Origin of the sequence: Streptomyces sp. NPDC048516 (assembly GCF_043199875.1) — a bacterium.
Classification (GTDB): Bacteria; Actinomycetota; Actinomycetes; order Streptomycetales; family Streptomycetaceae; genus Streptomyces.
This window is the reverse complement of sequence record NZ_JBICWS010000009.1, coordinates 1-23,838: the sequence shown is the minus strand read 5'-3', so window position 1 is coordinate 23,838 and position 23,838 is coordinate 1. Positions and strand designations below refer to the sequence as shown.

At 67.4% G+C, this 23,838-nt stretch carries 23 protein-coding genes and 1 pseudogene; 12 read left to right on the top strand and 12 right to left on the bottom strand.

All coding sequences use genetic code 11. From position 1 onward, the window contains the following. Positions 1–257 precede the first annotated feature (257 nt). The 3 genes from ACGFR7_RS19140 to ACGFR7_RS19130 are packed head-to-tail and all read left to right on the top strand — an operon-like array spanning position 258 to position 2,358. Positions 258–584 (top strand): type VII secretion target, encoded by a 327-nt coding sequence (locus tag ACGFR7_RS19140; protein WP_393320256.1) that lies wholly within the window; start codon positions 258–260, stop codon positions 582–584. After that, on the top strand, positions 581–1,852 hold the full coding sequence (locus ACGFR7_RS19135) for a putative T7SS-secreted protein (protein ID WP_393320253.1): 1,272 nt from the start codon (positions 581–583) through the stop codon (positions 1,850–1,852). Before ACGFR7_RS19140 ends, ACGFR7_RS19135 begins: the two co-directional genes overlap by 4 nt. A gap of 23 nt (positions 1,853–1,875) precedes the next feature. Next, positions 1,876–2,358 (top strand): SitI3 family protein, encoded by a 483-nt coding sequence (locus ACGFR7_RS19130; RefSeq protein ID WP_393320250.1) that lies wholly within the window; start codon positions 1,876–1,878, stop codon positions 2,356–2,358. A gap of 650 nt (positions 2,359–3,008) precedes the next feature. Here ACGFR7_RS19130 and ACGFR7_RS19125 read toward each other — a convergent pair. After that, the gene (locus ACGFR7_RS19125) at positions 3,009–3,704 is read right to left on the bottom strand and encodes a hypothetical protein (RefSeq protein ID WP_393320247.1); all 696 of its coding nucleotides are present in this window, start codon (positions 3,702–3,704) and stop codon (positions 3,009–3,011) included. Between the two features lie 490 nt (positions 3,705–4,194). Here ACGFR7_RS19125 and ACGFR7_RS19120 point away from each other — a divergent pair, with 490 nt between their 5' ends. Together ACGFR7_RS19120 and ACGFR7_RS19115 are read left to right on the top strand one after the other, a co-directional pair. Beyond that, on the top strand, positions 4,195–5,469 hold the full coding sequence (locus ACGFR7_RS19120) for a hypothetical protein (protein WP_393320244.1): 1,275 nt from the start codon (positions 4,195–4,197) through the stop codon (positions 5,467–5,469). Between the two features lie 345 nt (positions 5,470–5,814). Further along, positions 5,815–7,287 (top strand): IPT/TIG domain-containing protein, encoded by a 1,473-nt coding sequence (locus ACGFR7_RS19115; RefSeq protein ID WP_393320995.1) that lies wholly within the window; start codon positions 5,815–5,817, stop codon positions 7,285–7,287. On the opposite strand, the gene ACGFR7_RS19110 is transcribed toward ACGFR7_RS19115, so the two are convergent. From ACGFR7_RS19110 to ACGFR7_RS19095, 4 genes are read right to left on the bottom strand one after another with little or no spacing between them, the layout of a single operon-like run. Further along, positions 7,268–7,714, bottom strand: a complete 447-nt coding sequence (locus tag ACGFR7_RS19110) for a GNAT family N-acetyltransferase (RefSeq protein ID WP_393320241.1) — start codon at positions 7,712–7,714, stop codon at positions 7,268–7,270. The two genes, ACGFR7_RS19115 and ACGFR7_RS19110, sit on opposite strands and share 20 nt — an antisense overlap. Further along, on the bottom strand, positions 7,711–8,130 hold the full coding sequence (locus tag ACGFR7_RS19105; protein ID WP_393320238.1) for an arsenate reductase ArsC: 420 nt from the start codon (positions 8,128–8,130) through the stop codon (positions 7,711–7,713). Before ACGFR7_RS19105 ends, ACGFR7_RS19110 begins: the two co-directional genes overlap by 4 nt. Further along, on the bottom strand, positions 8,123–9,247 hold the full coding sequence (gene arsB, locus ACGFR7_RS19100) for an ACR3 family arsenite efflux transporter (protein WP_393320235.1): 1,125 nt from the start codon (positions 9,245–9,247) through the stop codon (positions 8,123–8,125). Before arsB ends, ACGFR7_RS19105 begins: the two co-directional genes overlap by 8 nt. Continuing rightward, a complete protein-coding gene (locus ACGFR7_RS19095) occupies positions 9,244–9,645 on the bottom strand; it encodes an ArsR/SmtB family transcription factor (protein WP_393320233.1) in 402 nt (133 codons plus the stop codon). Before ACGFR7_RS19095 ends, arsB begins: the two co-directional genes overlap by 4 nt. A 79-nt stretch (positions 9,646–9,724) precedes the next feature. Between ACGFR7_RS19095 and ACGFR7_RS19090 the strand changes: the two are divergent. Next, positions 9,725–10,196: pseudogene (locus ACGFR7_RS19090) on the top strand (ArsI/CadI family heavy metal resistance metalloenzyme). A 479-nt stretch (positions 10,197–10,675) separates the two neighbouring features. Here ACGFR7_RS19090 and ACGFR7_RS19085 read toward each other — a convergent pair. Beyond that, positions 10,676–12,157: an MFS transporter gene (locus ACGFR7_RS19085; protein ID WP_393320230.1), complete on the bottom strand. Its 1,482-nt coding sequence runs from the start codon at positions 12,155–12,157 to the stop codon at positions 10,676–10,678. A 179-nt stretch (positions 12,158–12,336) separates the two neighbouring features. On the opposite strand from ACGFR7_RS19085, the gene ACGFR7_RS19080 reads away from it, so the two are divergent. Continuing rightward, the gene (locus ACGFR7_RS19080; protein WP_393320227.1) at positions 12,337–13,296 is read left to right on the top strand and encodes an AraC family transcriptional regulator; all 960 of its coding nucleotides are present in this window, start codon (positions 12,337–12,339) and stop codon (positions 13,294–13,296) included. Positions 13,297–13,589: 293 nt separating this feature from the next. On the opposite strand, the gene ACGFR7_RS19075 is transcribed toward ACGFR7_RS19080, so the two are convergent. Both ACGFR7_RS19075 and ACGFR7_RS19070 read right to left on the bottom strand, forming a co-directional pair. Next, entirely contained in the window at positions 13,590–14,162 is a 573-nt protein-coding gene (locus ACGFR7_RS19075; protein ID WP_393320224.1) for an EF-Tu/IF-2/RF-3 family GTPase, read from the bottom strand. 271 nt (positions 14,163–14,433) lie between these two features. Then, positions 14,434–14,640, bottom strand: coding sequence for a hypothetical protein (locus tag ACGFR7_RS19070; RefSeq protein WP_393320221.1), 207 nt, complete (start codon positions 14,638–14,640; stop codon positions 14,434–14,436). 137 nt (positions 14,641–14,777) lie between these two features. Here ACGFR7_RS19070 and ACGFR7_RS19065 point away from each other — a divergent pair, with 137 nt between their 5' ends. After that, on the top strand, positions 14,778–14,924 hold the full coding sequence (locus tag ACGFR7_RS19065) for a hypothetical protein (RefSeq protein ID WP_393320218.1): 147 nt from the start codon (positions 14,778–14,780) through the stop codon (positions 14,922–14,924). Between the two features lie 446 nt (positions 14,925–15,370). On the opposite strand, the gene ACGFR7_RS19060 is transcribed toward ACGFR7_RS19065, so the two are convergent. Both ACGFR7_RS19060 and ACGFR7_RS19055 read right to left on the bottom strand, forming a co-directional pair. Then, positions 15,371–16,849 (bottom strand): MFS transporter, encoded by a 1,479-nt coding sequence (locus tag ACGFR7_RS19060; RefSeq protein WP_393320215.1) that lies wholly within the window; start codon positions 16,847–16,849, stop codon positions 15,371–15,373. 820 nt (positions 16,850–17,669) lie between these two features. Beyond that, a complete protein-coding gene (locus ACGFR7_RS19055) occupies positions 17,670–17,792 on the bottom strand; it encodes a hypothetical protein (protein WP_393320212.1) in 123 nt (40 codons plus the stop codon). Between the two features lie 362 nt (positions 17,793–18,154). Between ACGFR7_RS19055 and ACGFR7_RS19050 the strand changes: the two genes are divergently transcribed. Continuing rightward, positions 18,155–18,805 carry a hypothetical protein gene (locus tag ACGFR7_RS19050; protein WP_393320209.1) on the top strand — a complete coding sequence of 217 codons (651 nt, stop codon included), beginning with the start codon at positions 18,155–18,157 and terminating at the stop codon, positions 18,803–18,805. Between the two features lie 39 nt (positions 18,806–18,844). Here the strand turns inward: ACGFR7_RS19050 and ACGFR7_RS19045 are convergent, their stop codons facing one another. Beyond that, positions 18,845–19,510 carry a hypothetical protein gene (locus tag ACGFR7_RS19045; protein ID WP_393320206.1) on the bottom strand — a complete coding sequence of 222 codons (666 nt, stop codon included), beginning with the start codon at positions 19,508–19,510 and terminating at the stop codon, positions 18,845–18,847. Between the two features lie 393 nt (positions 19,511–19,903). Between ACGFR7_RS19045 and ACGFR7_RS19040 the strand changes: the two genes are divergently transcribed. From ACGFR7_RS19040 to ACGFR7_RS19030, 3 genes are all read left to right on the top strand, one after another. Next, the gene (locus ACGFR7_RS19040; RefSeq protein ID WP_393320203.1) at positions 19,904–20,377 is read left to right on the top strand and encodes a hypothetical protein; all 474 of its coding nucleotides are present in this window, start codon (positions 19,904–19,906) and stop codon (positions 20,375–20,377) included. A gap of 320 nt (positions 20,378–20,697) precedes the next feature. Beyond that, positions 20,698–22,581, top strand: a complete 1,884-nt coding sequence (locus tag ACGFR7_RS19035) for an ATP-binding cassette domain-containing protein (protein WP_393320992.1) — start codon at positions 20,698–20,700, stop codon at positions 22,579–22,581. Between the two features lie 116 nt (positions 22,582–22,697). Next, positions 22,698–23,066, top strand: coding sequence for a MazG-like family protein (locus tag ACGFR7_RS19030; RefSeq protein WP_393320201.1), 369 nt, complete (start codon positions 22,698–22,700; stop codon positions 23,064–23,066). A gap of 396 nt (positions 23,067–23,462) precedes the next feature. Here ACGFR7_RS19030 and ACGFR7_RS19025 read toward each other — a convergent pair whose 3' ends face one another. Further along, entirely contained in the window at positions 23,463–23,819 is a 357-nt protein-coding gene (locus ACGFR7_RS19025) for a hypothetical protein (RefSeq protein WP_393320199.1), read from the bottom strand. Positions 23,820–23,838: the final 19 nt, after the last annotated feature.

Here is a 23,838-nt window from a genome sequence, read left to right as displayed (position 1 = left end):
AACCGGTGATCGGCGGGGTCGACCCGCTGGTTTGAACGATTGGTGTGCGCGGTCGCACCGTCCAGCCTGCTCTTCCGGTATCGAATGGCGCTTTCGCAATAAGGCCATGAAATGTTGATCAAGATTCATTCAAGGTAACGGCAAGGAACCAGCATGTCGTGACGCCTAAGCAGCTCAGAAGGCGTTAAAGCGGACCCGCCCATTTGGCAGACTCCTTCCGATTGCGTACTTGCACACAGAGCTGGGCCGGGGGACTAATGGGTGAGCATTACCAAGTTGACCTTGAGGCATTGGAGAAGGCTGCCACAGGGGTGAACGGGACACTGGATCAAATCAGCATCAAGAAGGTAAGCGACATTGAGCACGACGAGGCGGGAGTCGGGCACGAGCAGCTGGCTGATACCCTGTCAGGCTTCCTCGATCGATGGCAGCGCGGTGTGGACAACCTTGCGAAGGACGGTCAGGAGATCGCCACCCGCTTGACCGCGAGCGTGAATGCGTATCGCAGGGTCGAAGAACACACCCACAAGCAGTTTCACGGCATTCTGCATGGAGCCCACGACCCGGCGGTGAAGCGCAGGTGACGGGACTTGGGCACAGCGGCGGAGCCAAAGCACTCATACCGGGCAACGCGGCCTCGCTGCGGCGCACGCAGTCAGCATTGCAAGCCTACGGCGACCTTCTTCACCGTGCTGGCGAGGGACTGCGGCGAATCGACACCAGTGGCGGATGGAGCGGCGATGCCGCCGACGCTTTCCACAAGGTCTACCACGGCCAGCCAAGCAAATGGCTGCGCGCAGGCGATGCCTTCCATGATGCTGCCAAGGCCATGGACGCCTATATAGCCACCCTCGTCTGGGCGCAGCGCGAGGCCGAAGGCGCCCTCAGGCTATGGGACTCCGGAGAAGACCATCACGATGCGGCGAAGGAAAAGCTGGACAACGCCTTCAGCCAGTGGGACACCGCCGGACAGACAGCGGCTATCCTCGTGGGACAAGCGCGCGATCTCGCTCCCCCGGAACCAGGATTCTGGTCCGAACTAGGCGACGACATAGGCTCTTTCCTCTCCGACGCAGGGCATGTCGCCAAGGAAGTCGGAGAAACCTTGCTGACCGATCTCGCCTCGGTGGGCAACGCTATGTTGCAAGATCCAGGTTCAGTCGGGCAGGCGCTCGGCGGCATCGGCCTGGCGACCCTCGGCGCTGGCGGCGAGGTAGCCGGCGCTGCCCTAGATGTCACGGGAATCGGAGCCGCGATCGGTGTGCCGGCCGCGGCGGTCTCGGCCACTGCTATCGCAGGTGGCCTCGGTATGGCCGGTAACGGGCTGAACAACATCATCCACGACGCCGCAGGCCCCGACCGCGTGAACATGGAGTCCGACGGGGGCGGAGGGGGCGGCAAAGCACCCGCCGATCGGGGTCACACCTTGCCTGACCGTGACCCCGACCCAAGCGCCAAGGCGCAGGGTGCGCCTGAGCACATCCCGTCAGGCGCCGACAAGGAGACCGTCCGCGCGGTCACGCGCCAGAACGAGGCAGCAGACAAGCTGGCCCAGCACGGATATGACGTCGAGCACGGGCCTGAAGTGCCTGGCAGTAGGAACCCTGACTACAAGGTCAATGGCAAGATATTCGACTGCTATGCACCGAGTGGACCCAAAGCCCGTAATATCGCCTCGGAACTCCAGAAGAAGATCGACAAGGACCAGGCCGACCGGATCGTGCTGGACATGCAAGACACCAAATGCGACATGGCCGCAATGAACGCCCAGTTGCATGACTGGCCGAACCCAGGACTAAAAGAAGTCATCGCGATCGACAAAGACGGCAGCATAGTGCACCTCTTTCCCTAGAGACCCTAAGGAGAAAAATCTGCATGTCTGTTTCCTATAGCCTCGACATGGCGACGGAAAAAACCGCGCTAGAAGTCGCCTGGCATCTGCACGACGCCGCACGGTCCGTTCGCATGTTCGAGGAATCTGTCACCCCCGAGTTGCTACTAGACGAAGGTGCTGTTACCCAGACGGGCTTGTGGGTCTGCGTAGGCGAGGAGAAGCCACAGCCCTGGAACCCCGTAATCACCGATCTCGGGTTCACCCCGACAGCTTCCGTGCGGTTTCAACTCGGTAGGTCTAGGGGGGCCTCTGACCAGCAGACTGACATGATCCGGCTGGTGTCCGGCCTGCTGAGCCGAGCCCCCGGCGAGGCAGTACTGCACTTTCAGTTTGAGGTCATCTGGCTACTGCGTCGTGGAGGCGAACTAGCTCTGAATGAGAGGGACGATTTGTGGCCCCCGCAGCGCCTGGCAGCAGTCTCTCAGCCCTATCGCCGCGCCACCCATGAATTCTCTGAGGAGTGACAGCAGCAAGGTCCGCCGGCCCTGAGCTCCACCCGCCCAGATAGACATCGCTCGGTCTTCCCAGAGGCTCCGCCCAACCAGGACGGAGCCTCTGCGTGTTGCTGCTGCCCGTCGCCGACCGACGTGAGCAGCGCGGCCATTTAGGGCGTCCCATTCGGCATCGGTGAGGTAGCCGACAGCGGCCAGTTCCAGCAGGGTTCTAGGCAGTGCTCCGCTGCAGCCGATCCGGCGGGCGTCCATGGCTGCGTGGATCACGGCCTGCCCGGCGGCCGGGGCGGTCGTGTAGCGCTCCATGAGGGCGAAGGCGGCGGAGAGGTACTGCACGATCCGTCCGTCACGGGCCCGGTGAAGCGCCTCTGCCAGCCGTCGGTCCCCATGCGCTGCTCTGCGCGTTTCCAGCAGGGCTGGTTCATCGAACGAGCGTGGAACGAGGACACTATGCCCGATAAGCAGCGCGCGGGCTTCCCGGTGCCCATCGGGTGCACCCGAAGCCGGCGGCAGGGTGAGTCGGTCCCATTGCTTCGGCCAGGCTGTTGCCAGGACCACGACCGGGCGGGGGGGCGGATCCTTCAGTAGCTCCCTCAGCGCCGTGGCCGCTTGCTCGCCCAGTTGAGGCGACGTCAGGTAGGGCTCGATTTCGTCCAGCCAGATCACGGTCCGCGGCCCGACGGACTGCACGCCGGCGAGGAGCGCCTCCGCTGGGCTCCGGGCAATCGGATACCAGAGCCGCCAGTCGTCGGGCAGTGACTGAATGGCTTCCCAGCATGCTCGTGTCTTGCCCGTGGAGGATTCGCCAACGAGCACGGCCAGCAAGCGCTCTGTTCTGCGGCGACCCAAGCGAGGAGCTTGCCCACCTCTATGTCGTGTTCCCGGCTGATGTAGGGCGGCAGCAGGGTCGGCCGGTCGCCAAGGCCGCCTTCTTCGGCCTCGATGACCCGGTGTACCTCCAGTGCGAACGGATCGGTGAAGTCCCGGATCGGTGAGCCAACCATCGACGGAGTGTGCTGCGGGGCGGGCTTCGGATCGCCTACGCAGAACACCTCAGCCGTGGTCGGCCCGAAGAAGCGGGCAACCAAACTGCGTTGCGGGAAGAGCATGTCGGAGAGCTGCTGCGGGCCCCAGAGCTCAATGTCGAGCGAGTGGTAGTCCGTACGCAGTTGATGAAGACGGTCCTCCACCGCGGTGTCGCCGACATAGGCAGTGGTGACGAGCACGAAGCGAGTGGCATCGAAGGGGCAGGTGCCTTCGGCATACATCCGAACCGCGTCGGAGAGGTCATCGGCGGTGAAACTCTTCCAGCGCTTGGACTGATAGACGGTGAGGCTGTCATCGTCGAAGTACCCCACGACATCGATGTCGTGCTGCTTCTGCCCCTTCCTGGCCGTACAGCCGGGACCGGATCGCCCCCTCAACTTCACAGGCCAGCGCCACAATCAGATGCTCAAGGCTCTCCCGGGTGAGCCGCTCAACGTTGAGGAGAAGCGGCTGTCACCGTCAGCGGCGGAGGAAGATCGGGCGGTGGACCCACGAGCCGGTGACCAGCGTCAATCTCTTCCCAGAATTCTTCCACGCCCTCTTCCCCACAAGGTGCACCCGTATCCCCCATCTCGCCTCCCTCGACGCTTTCGATAATCGCATCACGCGCGACTGCAGACGCCCCACCCTGGGCACCGGCTGTCCCAGGCCGACATGACGGCCCTCCATTTTCCTGCCCTTCCGCAACGCACGTGGACATCGTCGCCCCTGCTGGGCGGGGTGCGTTGTACTGCAACTCCCCCTCTCCGGAGGGCGAATGCGTTCTAGCGGACAGTGAGCGACCTTCGTAACCTCGAACGCATGGCCAACGGCGTCTGGCACACCGGCTACGAAATCGTCGTCCACCTCACGCATGCGGACCTCGGACACCCAAACCGGCCCGGCCTGCTGGAGGAAATCACGCGCCCCGTCGGGGTCCGGGACCGGCACCTCCTCGAGTGCGTGGAGCACCACGAGGACGGAATCTGCCAGGCCGAGGGCGAGGGCCGCACCCCGTGGATGGCGATCCGCCGGCGCACCATGGACGGAGCCACCACCCTGGTCGCGGCGCACCTCCCCCTGCGGACGAAAGCGACGGCCGAGGAGTCGGACAAGCACAAGGCGATGAAGGAACGCATCGCCCGAACCGCCCGGGACCACGGCCTGAGCGCGGACCTGGAGGCCAGGTCGGATGACGGGCGGATCCGCACCGACGTCCTGATCGCCGGGCCGGCGGGGAAGGTGGGGTGGGAAGCGCAGTACTCCCCGATCACGGCAGCCACCGTCCGGCGCCGCTCCTCGCGAGCCGTCGAACACGGCATCACTCCGTTATGGGTGACGAGTGACGGGACCTCCGCACTCGTCGACCGGGCGCCCTGGGTGCTGGTCGACGACCAGCCCTGGCATGTCATCGCCAGCCGGAAATCCATACTGGTCCGGGCCGGCGCCAGGAACCTGCAGGAGTGGCGCTGCGACGAGAACAGCCAGCGCCCCTGCCCAGGCTCCGCAGGCATGCGGACCTGCGGCGGGTTCCACGCCCACTGGGACCTGCCCGCCCTGTGCCTGCCCCCGAAGCCGACACTGCAGCTGGACGAGCTCGTCGTCACGAGCGCGACCGGGAGCTGGGTGCCGATGCGGATACCCGACCCGCGCGATGCCCGACTCGCTGCGCGGATGTGGGTCCCCGAACAGGACCGGGCCCGCTGGCGCGAGATCGTCGGCCCGCCCGAACCGGACCTCGACGACACGGATCAACCCGAGGACGGACAACTCACCTTCACCGGCGAAGACCTCGACACCCGGTGCCGCTATGGAGAGCGCACCCACGTCTTCGACGATGCCCGACGACACCGCGCCACTCGCGCAGCCGCCGCACCCCACACCTGGGATGAAGTCCCCACACACCTGTACCGCATCCCCCGCCAGGAACAGCGCCTCGTCCTCGCACCCGACGAACGCCAACAGGCCGCCCAACTTCTCAACTGCCCGCCCTGGCACATCGGCCCGTGCGCCGGCTGCGGCGCACCCATCAACCGCTACGGACACCGCGGCCACCACGCCTGCCCCGCCTGCCGGCAAAGAGTCCGAGCACAGTAACCGAGCGTGAGGGCCGGAGAGGAGTGCCCCACCCACCGCGCCGGAGTCACCATTCCCGAATGCGGGAACAACCGGGCCGTCCTCGCAGGTCAGCGAATAGCAGCGTGGCTCGGCGAATCGCCCACACGTATGGCGAAGGGCCAACACGGTGAACCTGGTCCGCCTGAAGGCACGAAAGGCGCCGGACATTGCGGAGAGAGGTCTGATTGTGCCGATCCCATCTGACGGTCGGTTCGGCGCAGATCTGCCCTGATGCTGCCGATAGGCCGTCTCGCCTCCGCACCGGCAGAACATTCGAGGAGCAGATCGACGATGGCACCCGATCCGACAATCGCCCAGGTGACCATGACCCTGGCTGCCTTCGCAGCCACCGGGGCCACCCCGCGTCCGTCCGGGGAGACCCTGGAGCAGCAGACCGAACGCATCATCACCGGCATCAACGCGCAGCTGGGCGACCGCAGCCTTGCGACGCAGGGCGAGTGGGAGCTGGTGTGGCTCGCCCTGAGCGGGGCCAACGCCAATATGGCCTACCTCGCACGGAGCACCAACGGCTCGAACGAGTTCGCCGTGGTCGCTCGCGGAACGGATGCCGATCTGACCGACATCCTCGAGGACCTCGACGTCGGCACGGTCGTCCCGTTCCCCGAAAGCGGATCGCCGAAGACCATCACCGTTTCCAAGGGGGCGAAGGATGCGTTCGAACGGGTTGCCAAAGCCCGCTCGATCGCCTCCCCCACCCCGAACGCCACGCTCGAGCAGGCTCTCGCCATCGCGCTCAAGGCGGCGCCCGCCTCGCCGCAGCCGACCGTCTACCTGACCGGTCACAGCCTGGGCGGTTGCATCGCCACCATGCTCGCGCCGTACCTGCAGGCACAGACCTTGCCGAAACAGCCGAAGTTCGCGGTGATCACCTATGCCGCTCCCACCGCCGGCGGGCAGAGCTTCGTCGACTACTTCAACTCCGTGCCGTGGACCATCAACGAGCGCCAGAACAACGCCTACGACCTGGTACCGCACGCGTGGGCCGATCTCGACACCACCACCGGCTGGTACCCGAGCCCGGGACCGCAGGCGACCAACGAAGTGAAGCTGCTCATCGGGACGATCGCCAAGCGCACCAAGGGCAACGCCTACGTCCAGCCCGGCACGCTCTACCCGATGAACACCAAGTACACGAGCCTTGCCAAGAACCTGGTCAACAAGACCACCCAGGACTTCCTCGGCCAGGTCGCCTTCCAGCACGCCAATTCCACCTACCTGGACCTGGTGGGGGCGCCTGCGGTCCCTTCGCCGCCGGTGGTGACCGGCGTGAGCCCCACCTTCGGCGCCGCGGGCGACACGGTGACCATCAACGGCAAGGATTTCAGTCAGGACAGCAAGGTCGACTTCGGCCACTTCGCCTGCGCCGACCGCGACACCGTCATCGACCCCTCCGGCCTCAAGATCACCACCAAGGTCCCCAACGGAACCGGCGTCGTCCACGTCCGCGTCACCAACACCCTCGGCACCTCCCCGGCCGTCGCCATGGGGCAGTTCGCCTATGGCGGACCCGCGCCTGTGGTGGTCAGTGCGGTCAGCCCGACCAGCGGAAAGGTCGGCACCCCGGTCACCATCAACGGCTCGGGCTTCGCCAATGGCGCCACCGTGCACTTCAAGGACAAGGCATCCGGCTCGGTCCAGTTCGTCTCCACCGGCCAGATCACCGCGACAGCGCCCGATCTGTTCGACGTCCAGCAGACGGTGAACATCACCGTGACGGTCGGCAAGGCCACCTCTCCCACCAGCCCGGACGACGAGTTCACCTACACCGGACGGTAGCGTCCGCACGCCCCGGTCCCGGGGTGGTCCTTCGAATCGCGGGGTGGCCCTTCGAGCACCCGGGGAAGATGCCGGACTGCACCGTCCAGCTGCCGGCTGCGTCGGTGGAGGCGAACAGTGCCTGAAGCAGGGTGAGCCCCACCCCGCTGCCGCGGGCGTTCGGGGCGGACGTAGAGGGGGTGTTCGACGACGCCGGGCAGGCGCACCGGTCGGAGACCGGGACCACGGCAGCCCAGGACCCGGCCGCCGGTGTCGAGGGCGGCTGGGCGGTGCTCGGGCAGCTTGGCGGTATCGAACCACTCCCAGGTCGGGCGGTGGTCTCGAAGGTGGCGTTGCCCTCGTCGATGCCGAGCTGGTAGATGGCCGGGACCTGATCGGCGTGGTCGGGCCGCATCGCCGTGACGCTCTCGGCGATGGCGGCGCTCATGCGCGGGCCTGGATGCCGAGTTCGGTGAGCAGGCCGCGTACCCGTTGCCGGATGTCGTCGCGGATGGGGCGGACGGCGTCGACTCCCTGGCCGGCGGGGTCATCGAGCTTCCAGTCCAGGTAGCGCTTGCCGGGGAAGACGGGGCAGGCATCGCCGCAGCCCATGGTGATCACGACGTCCGAGGACTGCACTGCCTCGGGTGTGAGCAGCTTCGGGGTCTGGGCGGAGATATCGATGCCGGCTTCGGTCATGGCCTCGACGACGGCCGGGTTCACGGCGTCGGCGGGGGCGGTGCCGGCCGAGCGGACCTCCACCTTGCCCTGGGAGAGGTGGGTGAGGAAGGCGGCGGCCATCTGGGAGCGCCCGGCGTTGTGGACGCACACGAACAGCACGGACGGCTTACGGGGGTCAGTCACGGGCGGGCTCCTTGAGGCCGGCCGGCTCGGCGGCCGGGGCGGCGGCGTGGGGGAAGAGGCGGCGGGCGGCGAGGGCGACGTAGACCAGGCCGATCAGGACCGGTACCTCGATGAGGGGTCCGACGACGCCGGCCAGGGCCTGTCCGGACGTCGCGCCGAACGTCGCGATGGCCACCGCGATGGCGAGTTCGAAGTTGTTGCCGGCCGCGGTGAACGCCAGCGTCGTGGTCCGCGGATAGCCCAGCCCGACGGCCTTGCCCAGCGCCATCGAGCCGGCCCACATGAGCGCGAAGTAGACCAGCAGCGGCAGCGCGATCCGCACGACGTCCAGCGGGCGGGAGGTGATCGCCTCACCCTGGAGGGCGAAGAGCACGACGATGGTGAACAGCAGCCCGTAGAGGGCGAAGGGGCCGATGCGGGGGATCAGCTTCGTCTCGTACCAGGTGCGGCCCTTGGCCTTCTCGCCCAGGCGGCGGGTGAGGAACCCGGCGGCCAGGGGGATGCCGAGGAAGATCAGCACGCTCCGGGCGATCTCCCACACCGACACGTTCAGCCCGGTCTGTTGCAGGCCGAGCCAGCCGGGCAGGACGGAGAGGTAGAACCAGCCCAGCAGGCTGAAGGCCAGGACCTGGAAGACGGAGTTCAGGGCGACGAGGACGGCGGCGGCTTCGCGGTCGCCGCAGGCCAGGTCGTTCCAGATGATGACCATGGCGATGCAGCGGGCCAGCCCGACGACGATCAGCCCGGTCCGGTATTCCGGCAGGTCGGGCAGGAATATCCACGCGAGGGCGAACATCACGGCCGGGCCGAGGATCCAGTTGATCACGAGGGAGGGGATCAGCAGGCGGCGGTCGCGGGTGACGGTCTCCAGGCGGTCGTAGCGGACCTTGGCCAGCACCGGATACATCATCACCAGCAGGCCGAGCGCGATCGGCAGGGAGACGCCGGCGACGGTCACCTTCGCCAGCGCGTCGCCCAGTCCCGGCACCGCGCGGCCAAGGCCGAGCCCGGCGGCCATGGCCAGCAGGATCCACACCGCCAGGAAGCGGTCGAGGAACGACAGGCGGGCGGCGACCGGACCCGCGGCCGCGGTCCGGGCCGTTGCTTTCGCGGTCATGAGGCGGCCCCTGCAGGCGTCTGGCCGGTCTGGGGAAGGGGCTGGCCGACGGGCCGGGTGAGGATGCCGGCGAGGCGGTCGGTCATCTCAGGCAGCAGCCAGTAGTACACCCATGTCCCGCGGCGTTCGCAGTCGATGAGTCCGGCCTGCCGCAGGTGCTTGAGGTGGTGGGAGATCGTCGGCTGGGACAGGTCGAAAGCCGGTGTCAGGTCACAGACGCACACCTCGCCGCCGGCCCGGGAGGCGATCATCGACAGCAGCCGCAACCGCACCGGATCGGCCAGGGCTTTGAAGACCCTCGACAGGTCGGTGGCCTGGTCCTCGTCCAGCGGCGCGGTCAGCAGACCCGGGCAGCACTCCTGGGTCTGGCCGAGCACCTCAAGCTCTTGATTCGACATGCGTCTATGTTGACAAACTTCAATCCAGGGCGCAAGCTTGAATCGACGAATATCAATACAACGAGATGGGGAGAGTGTCATGTCCCGCGTTCAGCTCGCCCTCAACGTTCCCGACCTCGACGCTTCGGTGGAGTTCTACTCCAAGCTGTTCGGCGTCACACCGGCCAAGCGCCGCCCCGGCTACGCCAACTTCGCCCTCACCGAGCCGCCGCTGAAGCTCGTCCTGATCGAAGGTGAGGCCGGCCAGGAGACCCGAATGGACCACCTCGGCGTCGAGGTGACCTCCACCGAGCAGGTCGCAGCCGCCACCGGCCGCCTCAAGGAAGCGGGGCTTGCGACCTTCGAGGAGAACGACACCTCCTGCTGCTACGCCCTCCAGGACAAGGTCTGGGTGCACGGCCCCGGCAAGGAGCCCCTGGGAGGTCTACGCCGTCAAAGCCGATGCCGACCAGATGGGCAAGAGCGAAGTCCTCAGCGGAAACACCTGCTGCCCTGGCCCCGTAGCGGCCGAATCAGCCGGGGCGGCCACCGGGTGCGCCTGCGGTGACTGACTCGCCGCCCCGGGACGCTCCCGGCTCTCCGGCCGGCCGCACAGCCCGGCATTGCACGACGGCCAGGACCACGGACGCTTGAAGGAACAGCGCCACTCCAGGGTCATCCCGTCTTCCGGGATCCATCCGCCCACATGCCCCTCCAGGAACAGCCCAGTTCCGCGACGCCCCTCTGCGCAACGCATTCGGCAACTTGGGCGTACGGGATTCCAGATCAAGGGCACGCCCGTGCCAGGCAGTCCGGTGGGCGAGGTGACGTGTCCGGTGAAGATGCGGCGCCGGCAGTGGCCTCGCCCGGGCGAGGCGCCTCCGGCGTCGGCCGCGGATTGGTGGAGCCGGAGCCGAGACTGCCTAGCCGTAGGAGGTCTGGACCTTTGCTCGCTCGCCCAGGCCGCAGACGCTTGCAGTCTGCGGTGCGGGGTTGTGGATCGGTCCTGGAGCCCGCCCACGCCGTGACGACGCCTCCCGGGACGCGAGGGCTACCGTCGACGGGCGGTGTCGGAGGTGGTGGTGAGCAGGGCGACTGCGATGCCGGCGAGGGTGAGCCCGGCCGCGGCGTAGAAGGCCGGTTGGAAGCCCTCGATGAGTGCCCTCGCGCTGTCGGACGCGCTGATCGGTGTCTCGGCCGTGCCGCCGTCGACTTGCGCGAAGGCGACGGCGGAGAGGGAGGCGATACCGAGTGCGCCACCCAGTTGTTGGGTGGTGCTGACGAGACCGGAGGCCAGACCAGCCTCCTCCTCGCCGCTGAGGGCCTGCATGATCGTGGTCACGACGCCCACCAGAGTTGCACCGAGTCCGGCCCCGGCAATGAGCGCAGGAACAAGGAGATTCGGAAGGTAATGGGTGTCGACGTCGATCTGGGCGAACCACATCAGCGATGTGGCGAGCAACGCGAATCCGGCAGCCAGGACGCGCCTGACCCCGAAACGGCTCACGAGCTGCGGGGCCACAGCTCCGGCTACCAAAATCACCATGCCCGACATCGGCAGGTAGGCCAGACCGGTTTGGAATGCGCTGTAGCCCAGGACTTGCTGCAAGTACAGCGTGAGGAAGAAGAACAACGCCAGCATCGCGCTGGCGAGGAGCATCCCGCAGACCACGCCTCCGACGACGTTGCGTCGCCGGAAGACGTGCAATGGCAGAAGCGGCACGCGATGCCGCGCTTCCACCAGGACGAACAGAATCAGCAGCGCGACGACGCCGGCCAAGCAGCCGAGCGTGGCCGGAGAAGCCCATCCCGCCTGCTCGACGTTCACCACGGTGAAGGTGAGCAGCGCGATCCCGCCGGTGCCGGTGATCGCCCCGGGTATGTCGAGCGGGCGCCGCTCCCTGGTCCGTGCTGCGGGAATGGCGCGCGGGCTGAGCGCGACGACGGTGAGGACGATCGGCACGTTGATGAGGAACACCCACCGCCAGCTCAGCCAGGTGGTCAGTGTGCCGCCGAGCAGCATGCCCAAGACTCCCGCCGTGCCGGACAGAGCGCCCCACACACCGAATGCACGGTGGCGCTCGGAGCCGGTGAACGTCACGCTCAAGATCGTCAAAGCGGCCGCGGACATCAACGCCGCGCCCACACCTTGTACGGCCCTGGCAGTAATCAACATCGCCGGGCTTGCCGCCAGGCCGCACCCAAGTGAGGCAGCACCGAATACCGCGAGACCTGTCAGAAATACGTTGCGGCGAACGAACAGATCGGCAGCACGACCGGCGAGTAACAGCAAGCCGCCGAAGGTCACCAGATAGCCGTTGACCACCCACGGCAGTGTCATGCCACGGACGCCGAGGTGGGATTGGATGGCGGGAAGCGCGACGTTGACGATCGTGTCGTCGAGGACGCACATGAACTGAGCCGTGCACGTGAGAACGAGCACGACCCAGTCGCGCGCCGGCAGACTCGTCGCGCTCCGTGTGGAGGCTCGCCCGGCGCCGGGCAATGTGCGCTGGGTGTCGTCCCGGTTCACTATGCCCCCTGCAAGGTCGACTTGCCGGAGGCTCGTGGATGGCGCAGAGCAGGGTGGCGAGTGGTCTTGTGGTCATCAGGGACGAGCGCAAAGGTCATGTGGTCCACACAACGCCATCGCGGTGAGACGATCCATGGGCGAACGTCGGTGATCTCTTTGTGTTCGTCTACGTTGCTCGCATGGACGTACTGAGCGACCTCCTGTTCCGGGCTCAAGCCAGAGACGCACACATCAAGCAGCTCATTCAGCCGCCCCCTTGGTCGATGACCTACGCCGATGCTCCTCCGCTCACGGTCGTGGCGACCCTCGGCGGCCCCGCCGTGATCCGTCTCGATGACGAGGGCGCATCACTCGCGCACCTCAACCCAGGCGACGTCGCCCTCATTACCCGGACGAACCGTTACACGATCGCCGACAGCCCCGACACCCCTCCGCAGTACGTCATCCACAAGGGCCGGAAGTACCTCGCAGGAAGCGGCGACGTGCCGGCGGACCACCACAGCCTGGCTCCCCGGACCTACGGTGACGGCTCGCCCGACGCGACGATCATGCTCCGCGGCGCCTACCAACTCCGCGGTGACGTCGCCGATCGACTGCTGGATATGCTCCCGCCGCTTGCGATCGTGCCGACCGGGCCGCGGACGGCACCAGTGCTGGACTTGCTCAGCGGTGAGACGCGGCGCGACGAACCCGGTCAGGACGCCGTCCTGCGCCGCTTCTTGGACCTCACACTCGTCCTCGCCCTACGAGCATGGTGTGCCGGCCCGAGCACCACCTTGCCCTCCTGGTGCCGAGCGTTGACCGATCCCGCCATCGGCGACGCCCTGCAGGTCCTCCATGCACACCCCGCCCACCCATGGACGGTCGGCGACCTGGCCGCCGAACTCAGCATGTCGCGCGCCGCCTTCGCCGCACGCTTCACCGGCCTTGTCGGCGAACCCCCACTCACCTACCTCACGAACTGGCGAATGACCATCGCAGCCGACCTGCTCCAGGACACCACCGCAACCGTTGCCACCGTGGCAAGCAACGTCGGCTACCGTGACCCCTTCGCTTTCAGCGTCGCCTTCAAGCGCACCCGCGGCTGCACCCCGTCGGCTTGGCGCCGCAAGAGTCAGGACCACAGCGACGTCATATAACCGGTGGCGTGGTCAGGCTTTGCCCCGTCCATGCGCCGGACTGAAGACCGGCAAACGCCTTGTCCGGGCCACCGTGGGGGCGATCCGGCAGCGGGAAGGTATCGCTGTCGTACAGCTAGAAGTGGTATTCAACGACCCAACTCGGCTCCTTCTCGCCCCTGTTCGGCTCCTCTGTGCTCACGCTGATGAATCCGATGCTCACACCCTTGAAGGCCAATCCCCTTGGCCCAGCGCTCTTGCCCGGGCCTTGCTCGGCCGGCAATGCCATACGGCCGCGACTTCGCCCGCGAGGCTCAAGGCAGGAGCCGAGTCACCGTCCCCGAGCCGCCTGCGCGACCGTGATGGCGGAAGACGAAACGCCGGCCGTTCTCAAGAGCAACGGGGCGTTCGAGCGTGACCGTCGCTGTGGCCGTATGGAGCGGGTGCAGGGTGCGCATCCCATGAGGCAAAGTCACGATGCCCCGTACGGCGCCGGCGTGGATGTAGAAGTCCAGGCTCCCGCCGGTTCGCAGTTCCGCACCACCCTGGTCCTCCGGCAGCAACGCGATCTCCGCATCGAAGGCGATGCGTGCGCCGATCGAGCCCGGGGCTGCGAGCACCTGTCCCCGTTCGATGCCTTCCACCGTCGCGCCTGGCAGGAGCAGGCCCACGTTCATGCCCGTATGCGCTTCCTCGACGTGTTGCCGGTACCCCTCGATACGGGAGACCCGGGTGATGGCACCGCCGCCGAAACCCACGATCTGCACCTCGTCGGCTGTGCGGACCCGACCGCGCTCGACCCGGCCAGTCACCCGGATCAACCTGCCCTGGTTCAGGGGGAAGACGTCCTCGACTACCAGCAGGAACGGCGCCTCCGCGGGATTCATCGCGCCCCCACCCCCGCCCTTGTCCTCACTCCGGCACATCCTCGTGCGCGGACACCTGAGACCAACAACGACGACTGTACGTCCAAGCGCCGCCGGCGAGAGCAGCACAGCCCGTTGTCAGTGGCCCCGGTATCATGGTTCGCATGACGCAGAGCGCTGTCGATGCACCGCACACGCTCGCGCGCGAGTACTTGCCCCAAGAAGATCGGCAAGCAGTGGATCTTGGCTTCTGCGGCCCGGGCTGCGCCCGGGGAAGGCCGAAGGGGCGGGCTCAGTCGTCGGTCGGCTTGGTGGGTTGCCAGGGCTGCCGGAGGGTGAAGAGACACGCTTGCTGGGTGCTTGAACGAGGTGAGGGCCTTCTGGCTCGGTGGAGGAACTCGGCCTCGTCGAGCTGGATCACCGACTCGATGCCACCCCAATAGTCATCGGCGACGTCGGTGCGGCCCGCGACAACTTCCCCGATCGGCTTGATCTCCAAAGCCGTGGCCCCGACCCTTCAACTCGATCCAGACGTGTGATCAATCTACTTGGGCCAAGTACGAGGCCGCGCGGGCATCGAGCACGCCCACCGCGGGGATGCCGCGCTTGCGGTAGGGCGACAGCAGGTGGTGCCGCGTGTCGACGACCCTCTGCCGGATCGTGATGACGGGCGCGAGCCGCGGGGTCGGCCGGGTCGCCGCGGAGCCCGTCCCGCGCCGGTCGCCGGACGTACACCTCTTCGTCGTCGCCCGCGGATCCTCCGGCGCGCGGCTGGCCGCGTAGCTCGGCGCGGGCGGACACACGGTCTCGCACGTCTCGGCGGACCTCGGCTCGCTGCAGAGCGCCGACTCGGCCGCCGCCCAGATCCGCGACCGGCTCGTCCGCGGTGAACTCCCGCCGCCGCGCGCCTTTGTGGGCAACGCGGGCATGCAGTACACGAATGCGCTCACCGAGACACCCGACGGGATCGAGTCCGCCTTCGCCGTCAACGTACTCGCCAACCACCTGTTCGTGCGCCTGCTACGAGGGCGGCTTCGCCGCTCCCGCCCGGATCGTGATCACCGCCAGCGATACACTTCGGCGACTTCACGCACACCATGGGCATGGCGCCGGACCCGGCCTGGAAGTCCCCGGACGCCCAGGGTTCGTCCCCGGCACCGGGCCTCGCCCGCGATGCAGGACCCGTCTCCCGGTTCGCGATGCGCTGACGCGGCGTTCTCGGTCAGCGGTTATGCGGATTCGGCTAAATTCTCGTTCCGGAACCAGGCGATGACGAACACCGACACCACCAGCAGAACGACGCCGATCGTCCGGTATCCCAGATCCACTGAGCTGACGAACTTCTCAACCATGTCTGTGTTGCCGCTGGTCAGCAATCTGGAGAAGACGGACGACTGCGGCTCGCCGCCCGCGATGCGGGAGAAGAAGTGAGCCTGGATGATCGTCCCCATGGTGGCAATGCCTATCGCTGCCCCGAGCTCGCGCATGAGGCTGTTGAGGCCCGATCCGGCCCCCACACGGTTCGCGGGCAGGGAGCCGATGATGGCATTGGACAGCAGTGGTGCGGAGAGACCGATTCCCGTTGCCATCAGCAGCAGGTAGACGATGAGAACCGCGTAGGGCGTCGCCGCGGTCAATGTTGACAGCAGAGACAAGCCGAGGACCAGGATTGCCAGGCCCGACGCAATGGTTGCACGCGCGCCGATGCGGTCGGCAATACGCAGGCTCTTCGCCGAGACCACGGAATTCCACAGGGGCATAGGAATCGTGGCGAGGCCGGCCACCAGCGGTGTGTACCCCTTGGCGAACTGCAGATACTGGGAATTGACGTAGAAGAGCGCAAACATTGCCAGGAAGCCGACCATTACTCCGACGGTCCCGGCCCGGAGCTTCGGGATGCGGAAGAGCGCCGTGTCGAGGAGTGCATGCCTCTTGCCCCAGCTACGCACCGCGTAGTACGCGATGACCGCGATCCCCATGATTCCGGAGGCAATGACGGTCGACGAGGTCCAGCCCAGTTCGGAACCCTCGATGATCGTGTAGAGAAGGCTGGTCAGGCCGACGATCAGGAGCGCCGATCCGGCGAGGTCCACCTTCGTGTCCACGTTCTGCGTTCGGGGCACGTACGTCGCGACGCAGATGGTGGCGCATGACGCCAGGACGGCGAACACCAGGAACATCATGCGCCAGCCGCCGAACTGCACCAGAGCCCCGCCGGCTGTGGCAGCCACCATGCCGGCGGCCTGGACGGCGACCGTCCACCCCGTGACCGCCTTGGGACGTTCCTGCTCCGTATGGATGTTCACGATGATCGACAGCGTCGTCGAAAACACAAATGCCGCTCCCAGGCCGGTGAAGAAACGCGCGGCAAGGAGCAATGCGATCGTCGGGGCCAGCCCGGAGGCCAGGCAGCCGATGACGTATACAGTCAGGCCGACGAGCAGAAACCCTTTTCGCCCATAACGGTCCGCGAGCGCGCCCGCCGGAACCAATAGGCAGGCAAAGACTATGGTGTATCCGTCGACGACCCATAATAACTGGGTCGCCGACGGGTGCAGGTCGCTGGTAGAGATCGTCGGTATCGCAAGATTCATCACCGATACCATTCCCATGACCAGAAATGCCGCGCCTGAAGCGATGCGACGAGCTGCGCGCCGCCGCGGATGGCCAACTCGTGCCGTCGGTTCGAAACCCGTAATTGCTGTCACGAATCTCCCGCCCTGGTTTCGAGTCGAGCATCGCCCGGGCCCGACGAGCCCCGGGCTGTCGACTACTGAGTGACATCAAAAGCTTCGGGATCGTATACCTCGAAGCGATGTACTGCCCAACGGTTTCCGGAGCGAGACCTGACGGTGTGACAGCAGGGGTGTGCGGAAGTGCAGGCAGCGGCGCTCGGGTGGCGAAGGGGGCCGCTCCCGTTCGCCACCCGCTGGAGAGGAGGTCCGTCGAGCGCCTCCCCCAGCTCCGACTTCACCTGCCTGCTGACGCAGAGGCCCGCTTCGTCACTTGGCGTTGGGACGTTGGGGCGTTGGGACGTTGGGGCGTTGGGACGTTGGGGCGTCGGGGCGTCGGGCGCAGCCGGCTCGACTCTGCGCGCGACCCCGACGGGCCGTGGGCGGATTCCGCCCCGATGGGACGGCCCTGTTCGTCCCGTACGCCGAAACCGCCGAAGCGATGCTGGTCAAGGCCCAGACCGGCGACCGTGCAGAGCTGACGGCGCTGCTGGTACAGGCGGCCACCCCGGGCCTTCGCCGGCACCGTCTCGATGTCGTCGGCAACACCCCGAATGGCGCGTGGACTTCACCGGGGCCGCTGTCCCCGCGCCCCGAGTGGTCGGCGCGGTGGCGGGCGGCAGCACCGTGGCCGAGACGCCCGCTGCTCTGGGCCCCGCGGCGGCCTGCGCCGAGATGGCCGACGGAGCGACAGGCCGACAGAACGACAGGGCAACAGGGCAACAGGCCGACAGAACGACCGCCCCGGAACCTGGAAGGCGCCGTACCGGTCCGGCCAGGGCACGCCCCCCACGGCTCAGTCCACCCTTTGGTCGCCGTCGGGCAGATCCTCGACGGTGACCTTTCCCCGCGGCTGCCCGAGTCCGTCCGCCACTGCCCTGGCCAGTCCTTCCGGGTCGGGCCCAGTGGGGACGGGCACCCGCTCGCCCTTTGGGTAGCTCTCGATCGCCTGCTCGCATCCGCCACATCCTGCCAGGTTCCCGTTTCCTGGTTCCCGTTTCCTGGATTCCGGGTCCGGGTTTCCCCTTTCCGGTTTCCGGTTTCCGCTTTCTGTGTGGAGTGCTTCTCTGCTGATCGGGCAGAGATTCCCGCTTGGCAGGCGGAGGTGTTCGCCTCAAAGGAAAATCCTGAGACGCGGGTTGGAGCCTTCCGGTAGGCAACTTCATGATGCAGGTACCGAGCCGTCGACCTCGACGATGCCCAGAAGTGATCCGCCCTCACGCAACGTCGTGACACAGCGGGTTGACTCCACACCGGATTCGCTCTGTTACAACCTGTCGCATGGGAATCTGGACCGATGCGTTCATGGCGCCTGAAGAGCCGGTCCTGCTGCCTCGGGAGGCTTTCGGCCGGCTTGTGGTCGACCTGGCGCGCGAGCGTGTGGTCCGTACACCTTGGGCGCTGCTTGCGGGCGAACTCTGCGTCAACGCGAGCCTGAACTGGGGCAGCGTCAGCGGGCAGGCGCGCTGGGACCGCCCGGCCGTGGGCACGCTGCTGCGTTCGGATGAGGGGGTCCTGAAGAGTTCCGGGACAACGCCCCGCCCCCGTGGGGCGATTCGAACGAACAGGTCCGTCTGCTCGCTCGTGGAGACGCGATCCTCGAAGCCCTTCCGGCCCTGCAACAAGCGCCGTACGGGGATCAGGACGTCGCCGTCGTCTTCGACTGTCTCGACTTCGGCAACCGGGCCCGTTGACCAGTTCCGGTTCGCGGACCACCGCACCACGCTGGTCTGCTTCGCCTTGGCCCACCGGCAAGTCCGGCCCCTCGCCACTGATGACTCCGGGGCGCCCGGCGGCGCGGTCCACCCGGTGCACACCTGCCTCGTCCACACCTTCAAACACATGGCGGAGGAAGGACCCGTGCCGGCGATCACCTCCGTCGCCGCGCGTCACTTCGGCTCCTCCCTCGTCAGCGGCGAGAGCTGGGGCTGAGTTTGAGCTTTGATGGCGTCAGGTCCCTTGCCGGGGCAGCTATTCGCTCAGCCCCACGACGCCCCAGCCCCGGCGGGATGCTTCGGTGAGGATGCGGCCCCACTCCTCCAACAGGCCGGTGAACGCCTCGAAGTCGCGGAACCAACGGATCGCGGGATCGGCGGCGTGCTCGTCAAAGGCCCAGCGCAACCCGCCGAGCAGGGGCCGCGCCCCCTCCCATGCCGCGGCCAATTCCCGGACACTGTCCGGCGACCGCCCGACCAGCAGGCCGTAGGAGACTCCTGGTTCATCTGGGTCAAGCGACTCAACTGGGTCAACTGATGCAACTGGTTCATCACTGAAGAAGCCCGGGTCCGTGTGCTCTGCCGCACCGGCCGGCCCGTCCCAGATCAGTCCCTGCAGAAAGGTGTCCAGCCCGGTCCGCACCATCGGATCGGCATGCTCGCGGAGGGATTCCCACCGTTCCCCGGCCCAGAAGTGGGGCTTGAAAGAGCCGCAGGTGCGCAGGAACTCGTACACGGCGAAGAAGGCGGCGTCAGGCCCCCGCGGCCATTCCCAGTCGCCCGTGACCGCAGGTGCGTCGTGGTCCCACAGCCCCGTCTCGTCGGCGTACCAGGCCTCCCTCAACCGCGACAGCCGCTCCCGAGGTGGCGCCTCCCCCAGCCATGACCAGTCGACGATCATCACAGTGATGTCCAGTCCCATGGGGGTGAGGCTACTGATCGCCCGGATACGAGAGTGCCGCCGTTGACAGCCCGCCGTGGACAGCCGCCGTGGACAGGCGACGTGGTTCTCTGGCACCGGTCCCACCGGTCCCACCGGTCCCACCGGTCCCACCGGTACGTACATTTCGTTGTGCCGGGCATCGAGAGGCCTATACCGGACCTCGGGAGGTCCGTGATGGTTGAGTGGGGTGCTCCGGTAGCTGATCGGCTTGTGGCGTCCCGCATAAGCTCCCTCCCGTATGAAGCTCCCTCCCGCTGCTCCCTAGCCTTGGGGCGGCCGACACCAAGAGAGTGCGCACACCTCGGAGGGGACGCAAGCAACGATGCGGGCACGGACACAGAGTGGGAGTCTCGACGAGTCGGCGGGGGCGCCATGGAGACCGCCGTCCAGTGGATTCGGACGTCCTGGACGAAGAAGTCCAGGGCAGGGGAGGCTGCTTCACGCAGGAACGCGGCCCCGATCGGCTTTGCGCTCCCGCCTGCCGTGGCCGACTCCGCACATGTGATTCGTCTGCACGAGCGCGACGGCTTCGAGCCGTATGACACCCAGCAAGATCGCGGCAGAGTCGACGTCCAGCTCCGTGAAGCCGACGGACGGCTGCGGGTCCTGCCCCGGGTGGAGCCCTTGTTCGCCCTGCCGCCCCGGCCACGACGGCCCCCTGCAGTGTGCCTCGCCCCCGGCCAGTGGGTGCGCTGGCAGCTCAACTACCGCTTCAGCAGCACGGCAGGGGCGCAGGACTGGTCGTACTGGCTGGACACGTTCAACATCGCCTACGGCCCGGTGGACTCCGAGGTGTTCCTGTCCACGCCCACCGTGTTCATCGACGAGCAGGGGCCGCTCAGATAACACGCCCTGAGCGCGCGGCCGTGCACCCGAGGAGCAGCCCCCGGACGGTCTCCAGCTGCCCTGGGCTTGCCCGGACGGACTCGACCGGCTCCGGTGGCGAAATCCCATGTGTCTCACGCGTTCCGGATAGCGGCGATTCGGCCAATCCCCGCCGTCAGGAGGGCGGCCCCAGCAAGGCGCCCACGCGTTCGAGCCCTTGCCGCGCCCGGCCTCGCACGCGTCCGGAATCGAGCGCGTTCGATTCCCTGTGGGGGTCGTTAGGCCGTGCACTGCCGAGCCATCCAGGTGCGGCACCGGCCCCAGGAGGGACGCAGGTGACTGTGACCGACGCCTTGACCGCCCATGAGGAGACGCCTCCCCCGCCGCCCCCTGCGGCCATCGAGTTCGAGGGTGAGTTCGGCAAGAATCCGCTGGCAGAGGCCGGCTTCTTCAAGATGGGCAGCCGCCTTCCCGCCGTCCTCGGCGACACCGTACGGATGGCGTGGGCCGTGGACCGCGCCGCCGTCCTGCTTCTCGTGCTCTGCCAGATCCTCACCGGGGCTGCGGCCGCCGTCCTGCTCGCCTTCACCGCGAGGGCGATGACGCATCTGCTCGCGGCCGCCCCCGTCTCCGAACGCCTGCACGGCGCCCTGCCCGCCCTGGCCGTGCTCGCCCTCGCGGCCGGCACGGGACGCATCAGCGCAGCCCTCGCCTCCTATGCCTCCAGCCGTATCACCCCCCGGCTGATGACCGAGGCCGATGTGGCGTTGGTCGCCGCCACCTGCCGGGTCGAGGCCGCGGCCTACAGCGAGGACGGATTCTCCGACCGGCAGGAAGCCGCGGAGATCGGCACCGTCCGCACCGCCACCATGGTCGACGACGCCCAGCGGCTCATGGCCGCCGTCGTACGGATGGTCGCCGCGGGCGGCGTCATCACCGTCCTGCACTGGATGATGCTCCCGGTTCTCCTGCTCGCCGTGCTCCCGGCCGGGACCGGCGCGATCCTGCGGGCCCGCGTGGACTACGAGACGCACTACCTGAACATCGGCGACCGCAACGTACGCGGCATGATGCGCTGGTGGGCCACCATGCCCCGCTACGGCGACGAGGTCCGCGCCAACGGCATGACCGGTTACCTCCTGTACTGGTACCGGGCGCTGTCCGAGCGCATCGACCAGCGCACCCTGAGCTCCGCCCCGCGGCGGCTGCGCATCGACCTGACCGCCGGCGCCCTCGGCGGCATCTTCCTGATGGGCACCTGGGCCACACTCGCCTGGCTGGCCGGCACCGGCCGCGTCCCTCTTCCCGTCGCCGCCACCGCCCTCGTCGCCGTACAAACCGCCCTCGCCGCGCTCTCCCAGGTCGTCATCCAGGGCGCCGCCATGTTCCACACCTCGCTCTACCTCGCCGACATGCGCGCCTTCCTCACCATGGCCACCGAGCGCGCCCCCGAGCGGGGTGCGCTGACGATCCCGGAGGAGGTGCACGAGATCCGGCTCGACGACGTCGTCTACCGGTACCCGGGCAAGGAACAGCCCGCCGTCGACGGCGTCTCCCTGCGTCTGCGCCGGGGCGAGATCCTGGCCATCGTCGGCGAGAACGGCTCCGGCAAGTCCACGCTCACCAAGCTCATCACCGGCATCCTCCTCGCCGACAAAGGCCGCGTCCTGTGGGACGGCACCGACCTGGCCCGTGCCGACGTCGACGCCGTGTGGAAGCGGACCGCGCTCGTACCGCAGAACTTCGCCACCTGGCCGTTGCGGGTCCGCGAGAACATCACGCTCGGCCAGCCCAAGACATGGGACGACGACCTGGTGTGGAAGGCCATCGACGCCGTCGGCATGCGCGAGACCGTCGAGGAACTGCCGAACGGGCTCGACTCCCTCCTGGCCCGGGAGCTGTACGGCGGAGTGGAACTCTCGGGCGGGCAGTGGCAGCGTTTGGTGTGCGGCCGCGCGCTGTACCGGCAGACTCCGCTGCTCATCCTGGACGAGCCGACCTCGCAGATGGACGCCCGCGGTGAGCACCAAATCTTCCTGAAGGTCAAGCGGTTGGCCGCCGAGTGCATGACGATCGTCGTGACCCACCAGCTCGAGAACACGCGTCTGGCTGACCGGATCATCGTCATGGAGCACGGCCGCGTGATCGAGGACGGCACCTATGACGACCTGCTCCATGCCGGCGGCTTGTTCGCCGAGCTCGTAGCCCTGGCCAAGGACCGCTAAGCATCGTCGGCGGCCCCGGCATGCGCCACCAGATGCCGGGGCCGCTACTCCCGCCGATGACGCTCACGCTCCCTGGCCGGCTGAACCCCGGCCGTACGAGATGAATCGAGACACAGATGACCGAGACCTGGCAGACGATCGCCCGCCTTGCCGAACGCCTGGAGGACCACTCCACGCTCCCTCGCGAACAGCGCATCCTGCTGCAACTGCTGAAGATCCAGGAGGAGGCCGGCGAGGTCGCCGAGGCGGTGATCGGGGCCATGGGGCAGAACCCCCGGAAGGGTCACTCGCACACCTGGGAGGACGTCGAGGCCGAGGTCTGCGATGTCATCGTCACCGGCATGGTCGCGTTGACCCGTATGAACCCCGAGGCCGCGACCGTCTTCGCGCGTCATATGGAGGGCATCGCGCGGGACCTCAACAAGGCCGGGGAAGACGTGAGCGTCGAGAGCGCCGAGAAGGCTGAAGGTGCCACCGAGCGGTGACGGGGTGCCGCCACCCGTGAGACAGCTCGCGCTACCGGACAAGCGCCGTCTTCGTCGGAGGTGGAGGCGGAGGCGGAGGTAGCAGGTCACCGCCCCACGACGTTCCGCGCGGTGAGAAGGGGGTGGCCCTGTGCCGCCCCCTTCTCACAGCCCCGCGAAGCCCCAGCGGAACCCCTTCGGACCCCCAGCGGAACCCATCGGAGCCTCGCCGGGCCCAAGAGAGGTCCAGCGCCGATGACCAGGTACGGCAGCACCGACCCGAGTTCTCGGAGCTTCGATTCAGCGACGCCCGGCGCATGGGTCACTTCCACAAGCGGCATCGAATCACTCTGGTGCGACCGCAATCGGTGGTCGCGGAACAAGAGCACGGGCACACGAGCGAGGTTGAAGCCGACATCACGGGATCATCCGCTCCATCACAGCGACGGGCAGCATCGGGTGCTGGGCTGCGGCTTGCGCGGTGTCCGTGTCGCGCAGCAGCTGGACCAGTACCCGGGCGGGCAACTGCGGGTGCATGGCGGCCGCGTGCCGTACTCGCTCGTGCCCGTCGTCGAGCATCCGGACGGCCGAGGCAACCGTCAGCCGGGGGTCGGTTGCTGCCCGCAGCCGTACCTCCGCCGCGGTGTCCCGGCTGAAGCGCTCCACCAGCTCGGTGGACGATTCGGGGTCATCGAGGGCTAGATGAATGAGTCCGATGTTTGTGCTGGCCGCGACCATGGCGAAGGGCGCCCGTTGGCTCGTGTGTGACGACAAACCTGGACGCCCTTCTGGC

What these genes read in the sequence shown, in the direction of transcription:
- ACGFR7_RS19050 (WP_393320209.1), top strand. Translation starts at nt 18,155, where the DNA reads ATGGGAATCTGGACCGATGCGTTCATGGCGCCTGAAGAGCCGGTCCTG.
- ACGFR7_RS19030 (WP_393320201.1), top strand. Translation starts at nt 22,698, where the DNA reads ATGACCGAGACCTGGCAGACGATCGCCCGCCTTGCCGAACGCCTGGAG.
- ACGFR7_RS19080 (WP_393320227.1), top strand. Translation starts at nt 12,337, where the DNA reads ATGGACGTACTGAGCGACCTCCTGTTCCGGGCTCAAGCCAGAGACGCA.
- ACGFR7_RS19140 (WP_393320256.1), top strand. Translation starts at nt 258, where the DNA reads ATGGGTGAGCATTACCAAGTTGACCTTGAGGCATTGGAGAAGGCTGCC.
- ACGFR7_RS19115 (WP_393320995.1), top strand. Translation starts at nt 5,815, where the DNA reads ATGACCCTGGCTGCCTTCGCAGCCACCGGGGCCACCCCGCGTCCGTCC.
- ACGFR7_RS19040 (WP_393320203.1), top strand. Translation starts at nt 19,904, where the DNA reads ATGGAGACCGCCGTCCAGTGGATTCGGACGTCCTGGACGAAGAAGTCC.
- ACGFR7_RS19110 (WP_393320241.1), bottom strand. Translation starts at nt 7,714, where the DNA reads ATGAGCGCCGCCATCGCCGAGAGCGTCACGGCGATGCGGCCCGACCAC.
- ACGFR7_RS19120 (WP_393320244.1), top strand. Translation starts at nt 4,195, where the DNA reads ATGGCCAACGGCGTCTGGCACACCGGCTACGAAATCGTCGTCCACCTC.
- ACGFR7_RS19045 (WP_393320206.1), bottom strand. Translation starts at nt 19,510, where the DNA reads ATGGGACTGGACATCACTGTGATGATCGTCGACTGGTCATGGCTGGGG.
- arsB (WP_393320235.1), bottom strand. Translation starts at nt 9,247, where the DNA reads ATGACCGCGAAAGCAACGGCCCGGACCGCGGCCGCGGGTCCGGTCGCC.
- ACGFR7_RS19130 (WP_393320250.1), top strand. Translation starts at nt 1,876, where the DNA reads ATGTCTGTTTCCTATAGCCTCGACATGGCGACGGAAAAAACCGCGCTA.
- ACGFR7_RS19075 (WP_393320224.1), bottom strand. Translation starts at nt 14,162, where the DNA reads ATGAATCCCGCGGAGGCGCCGTTCCTGCTGGTAGTCGAGGACGTCTTC.
- ACGFR7_RS19095 (WP_393320233.1), bottom strand. Translation starts at nt 9,645, where the DNA reads ATGTCGAATCAAGAGCTTGAGGTGCTCGGCCAGACCCAGGAGTGCTGC.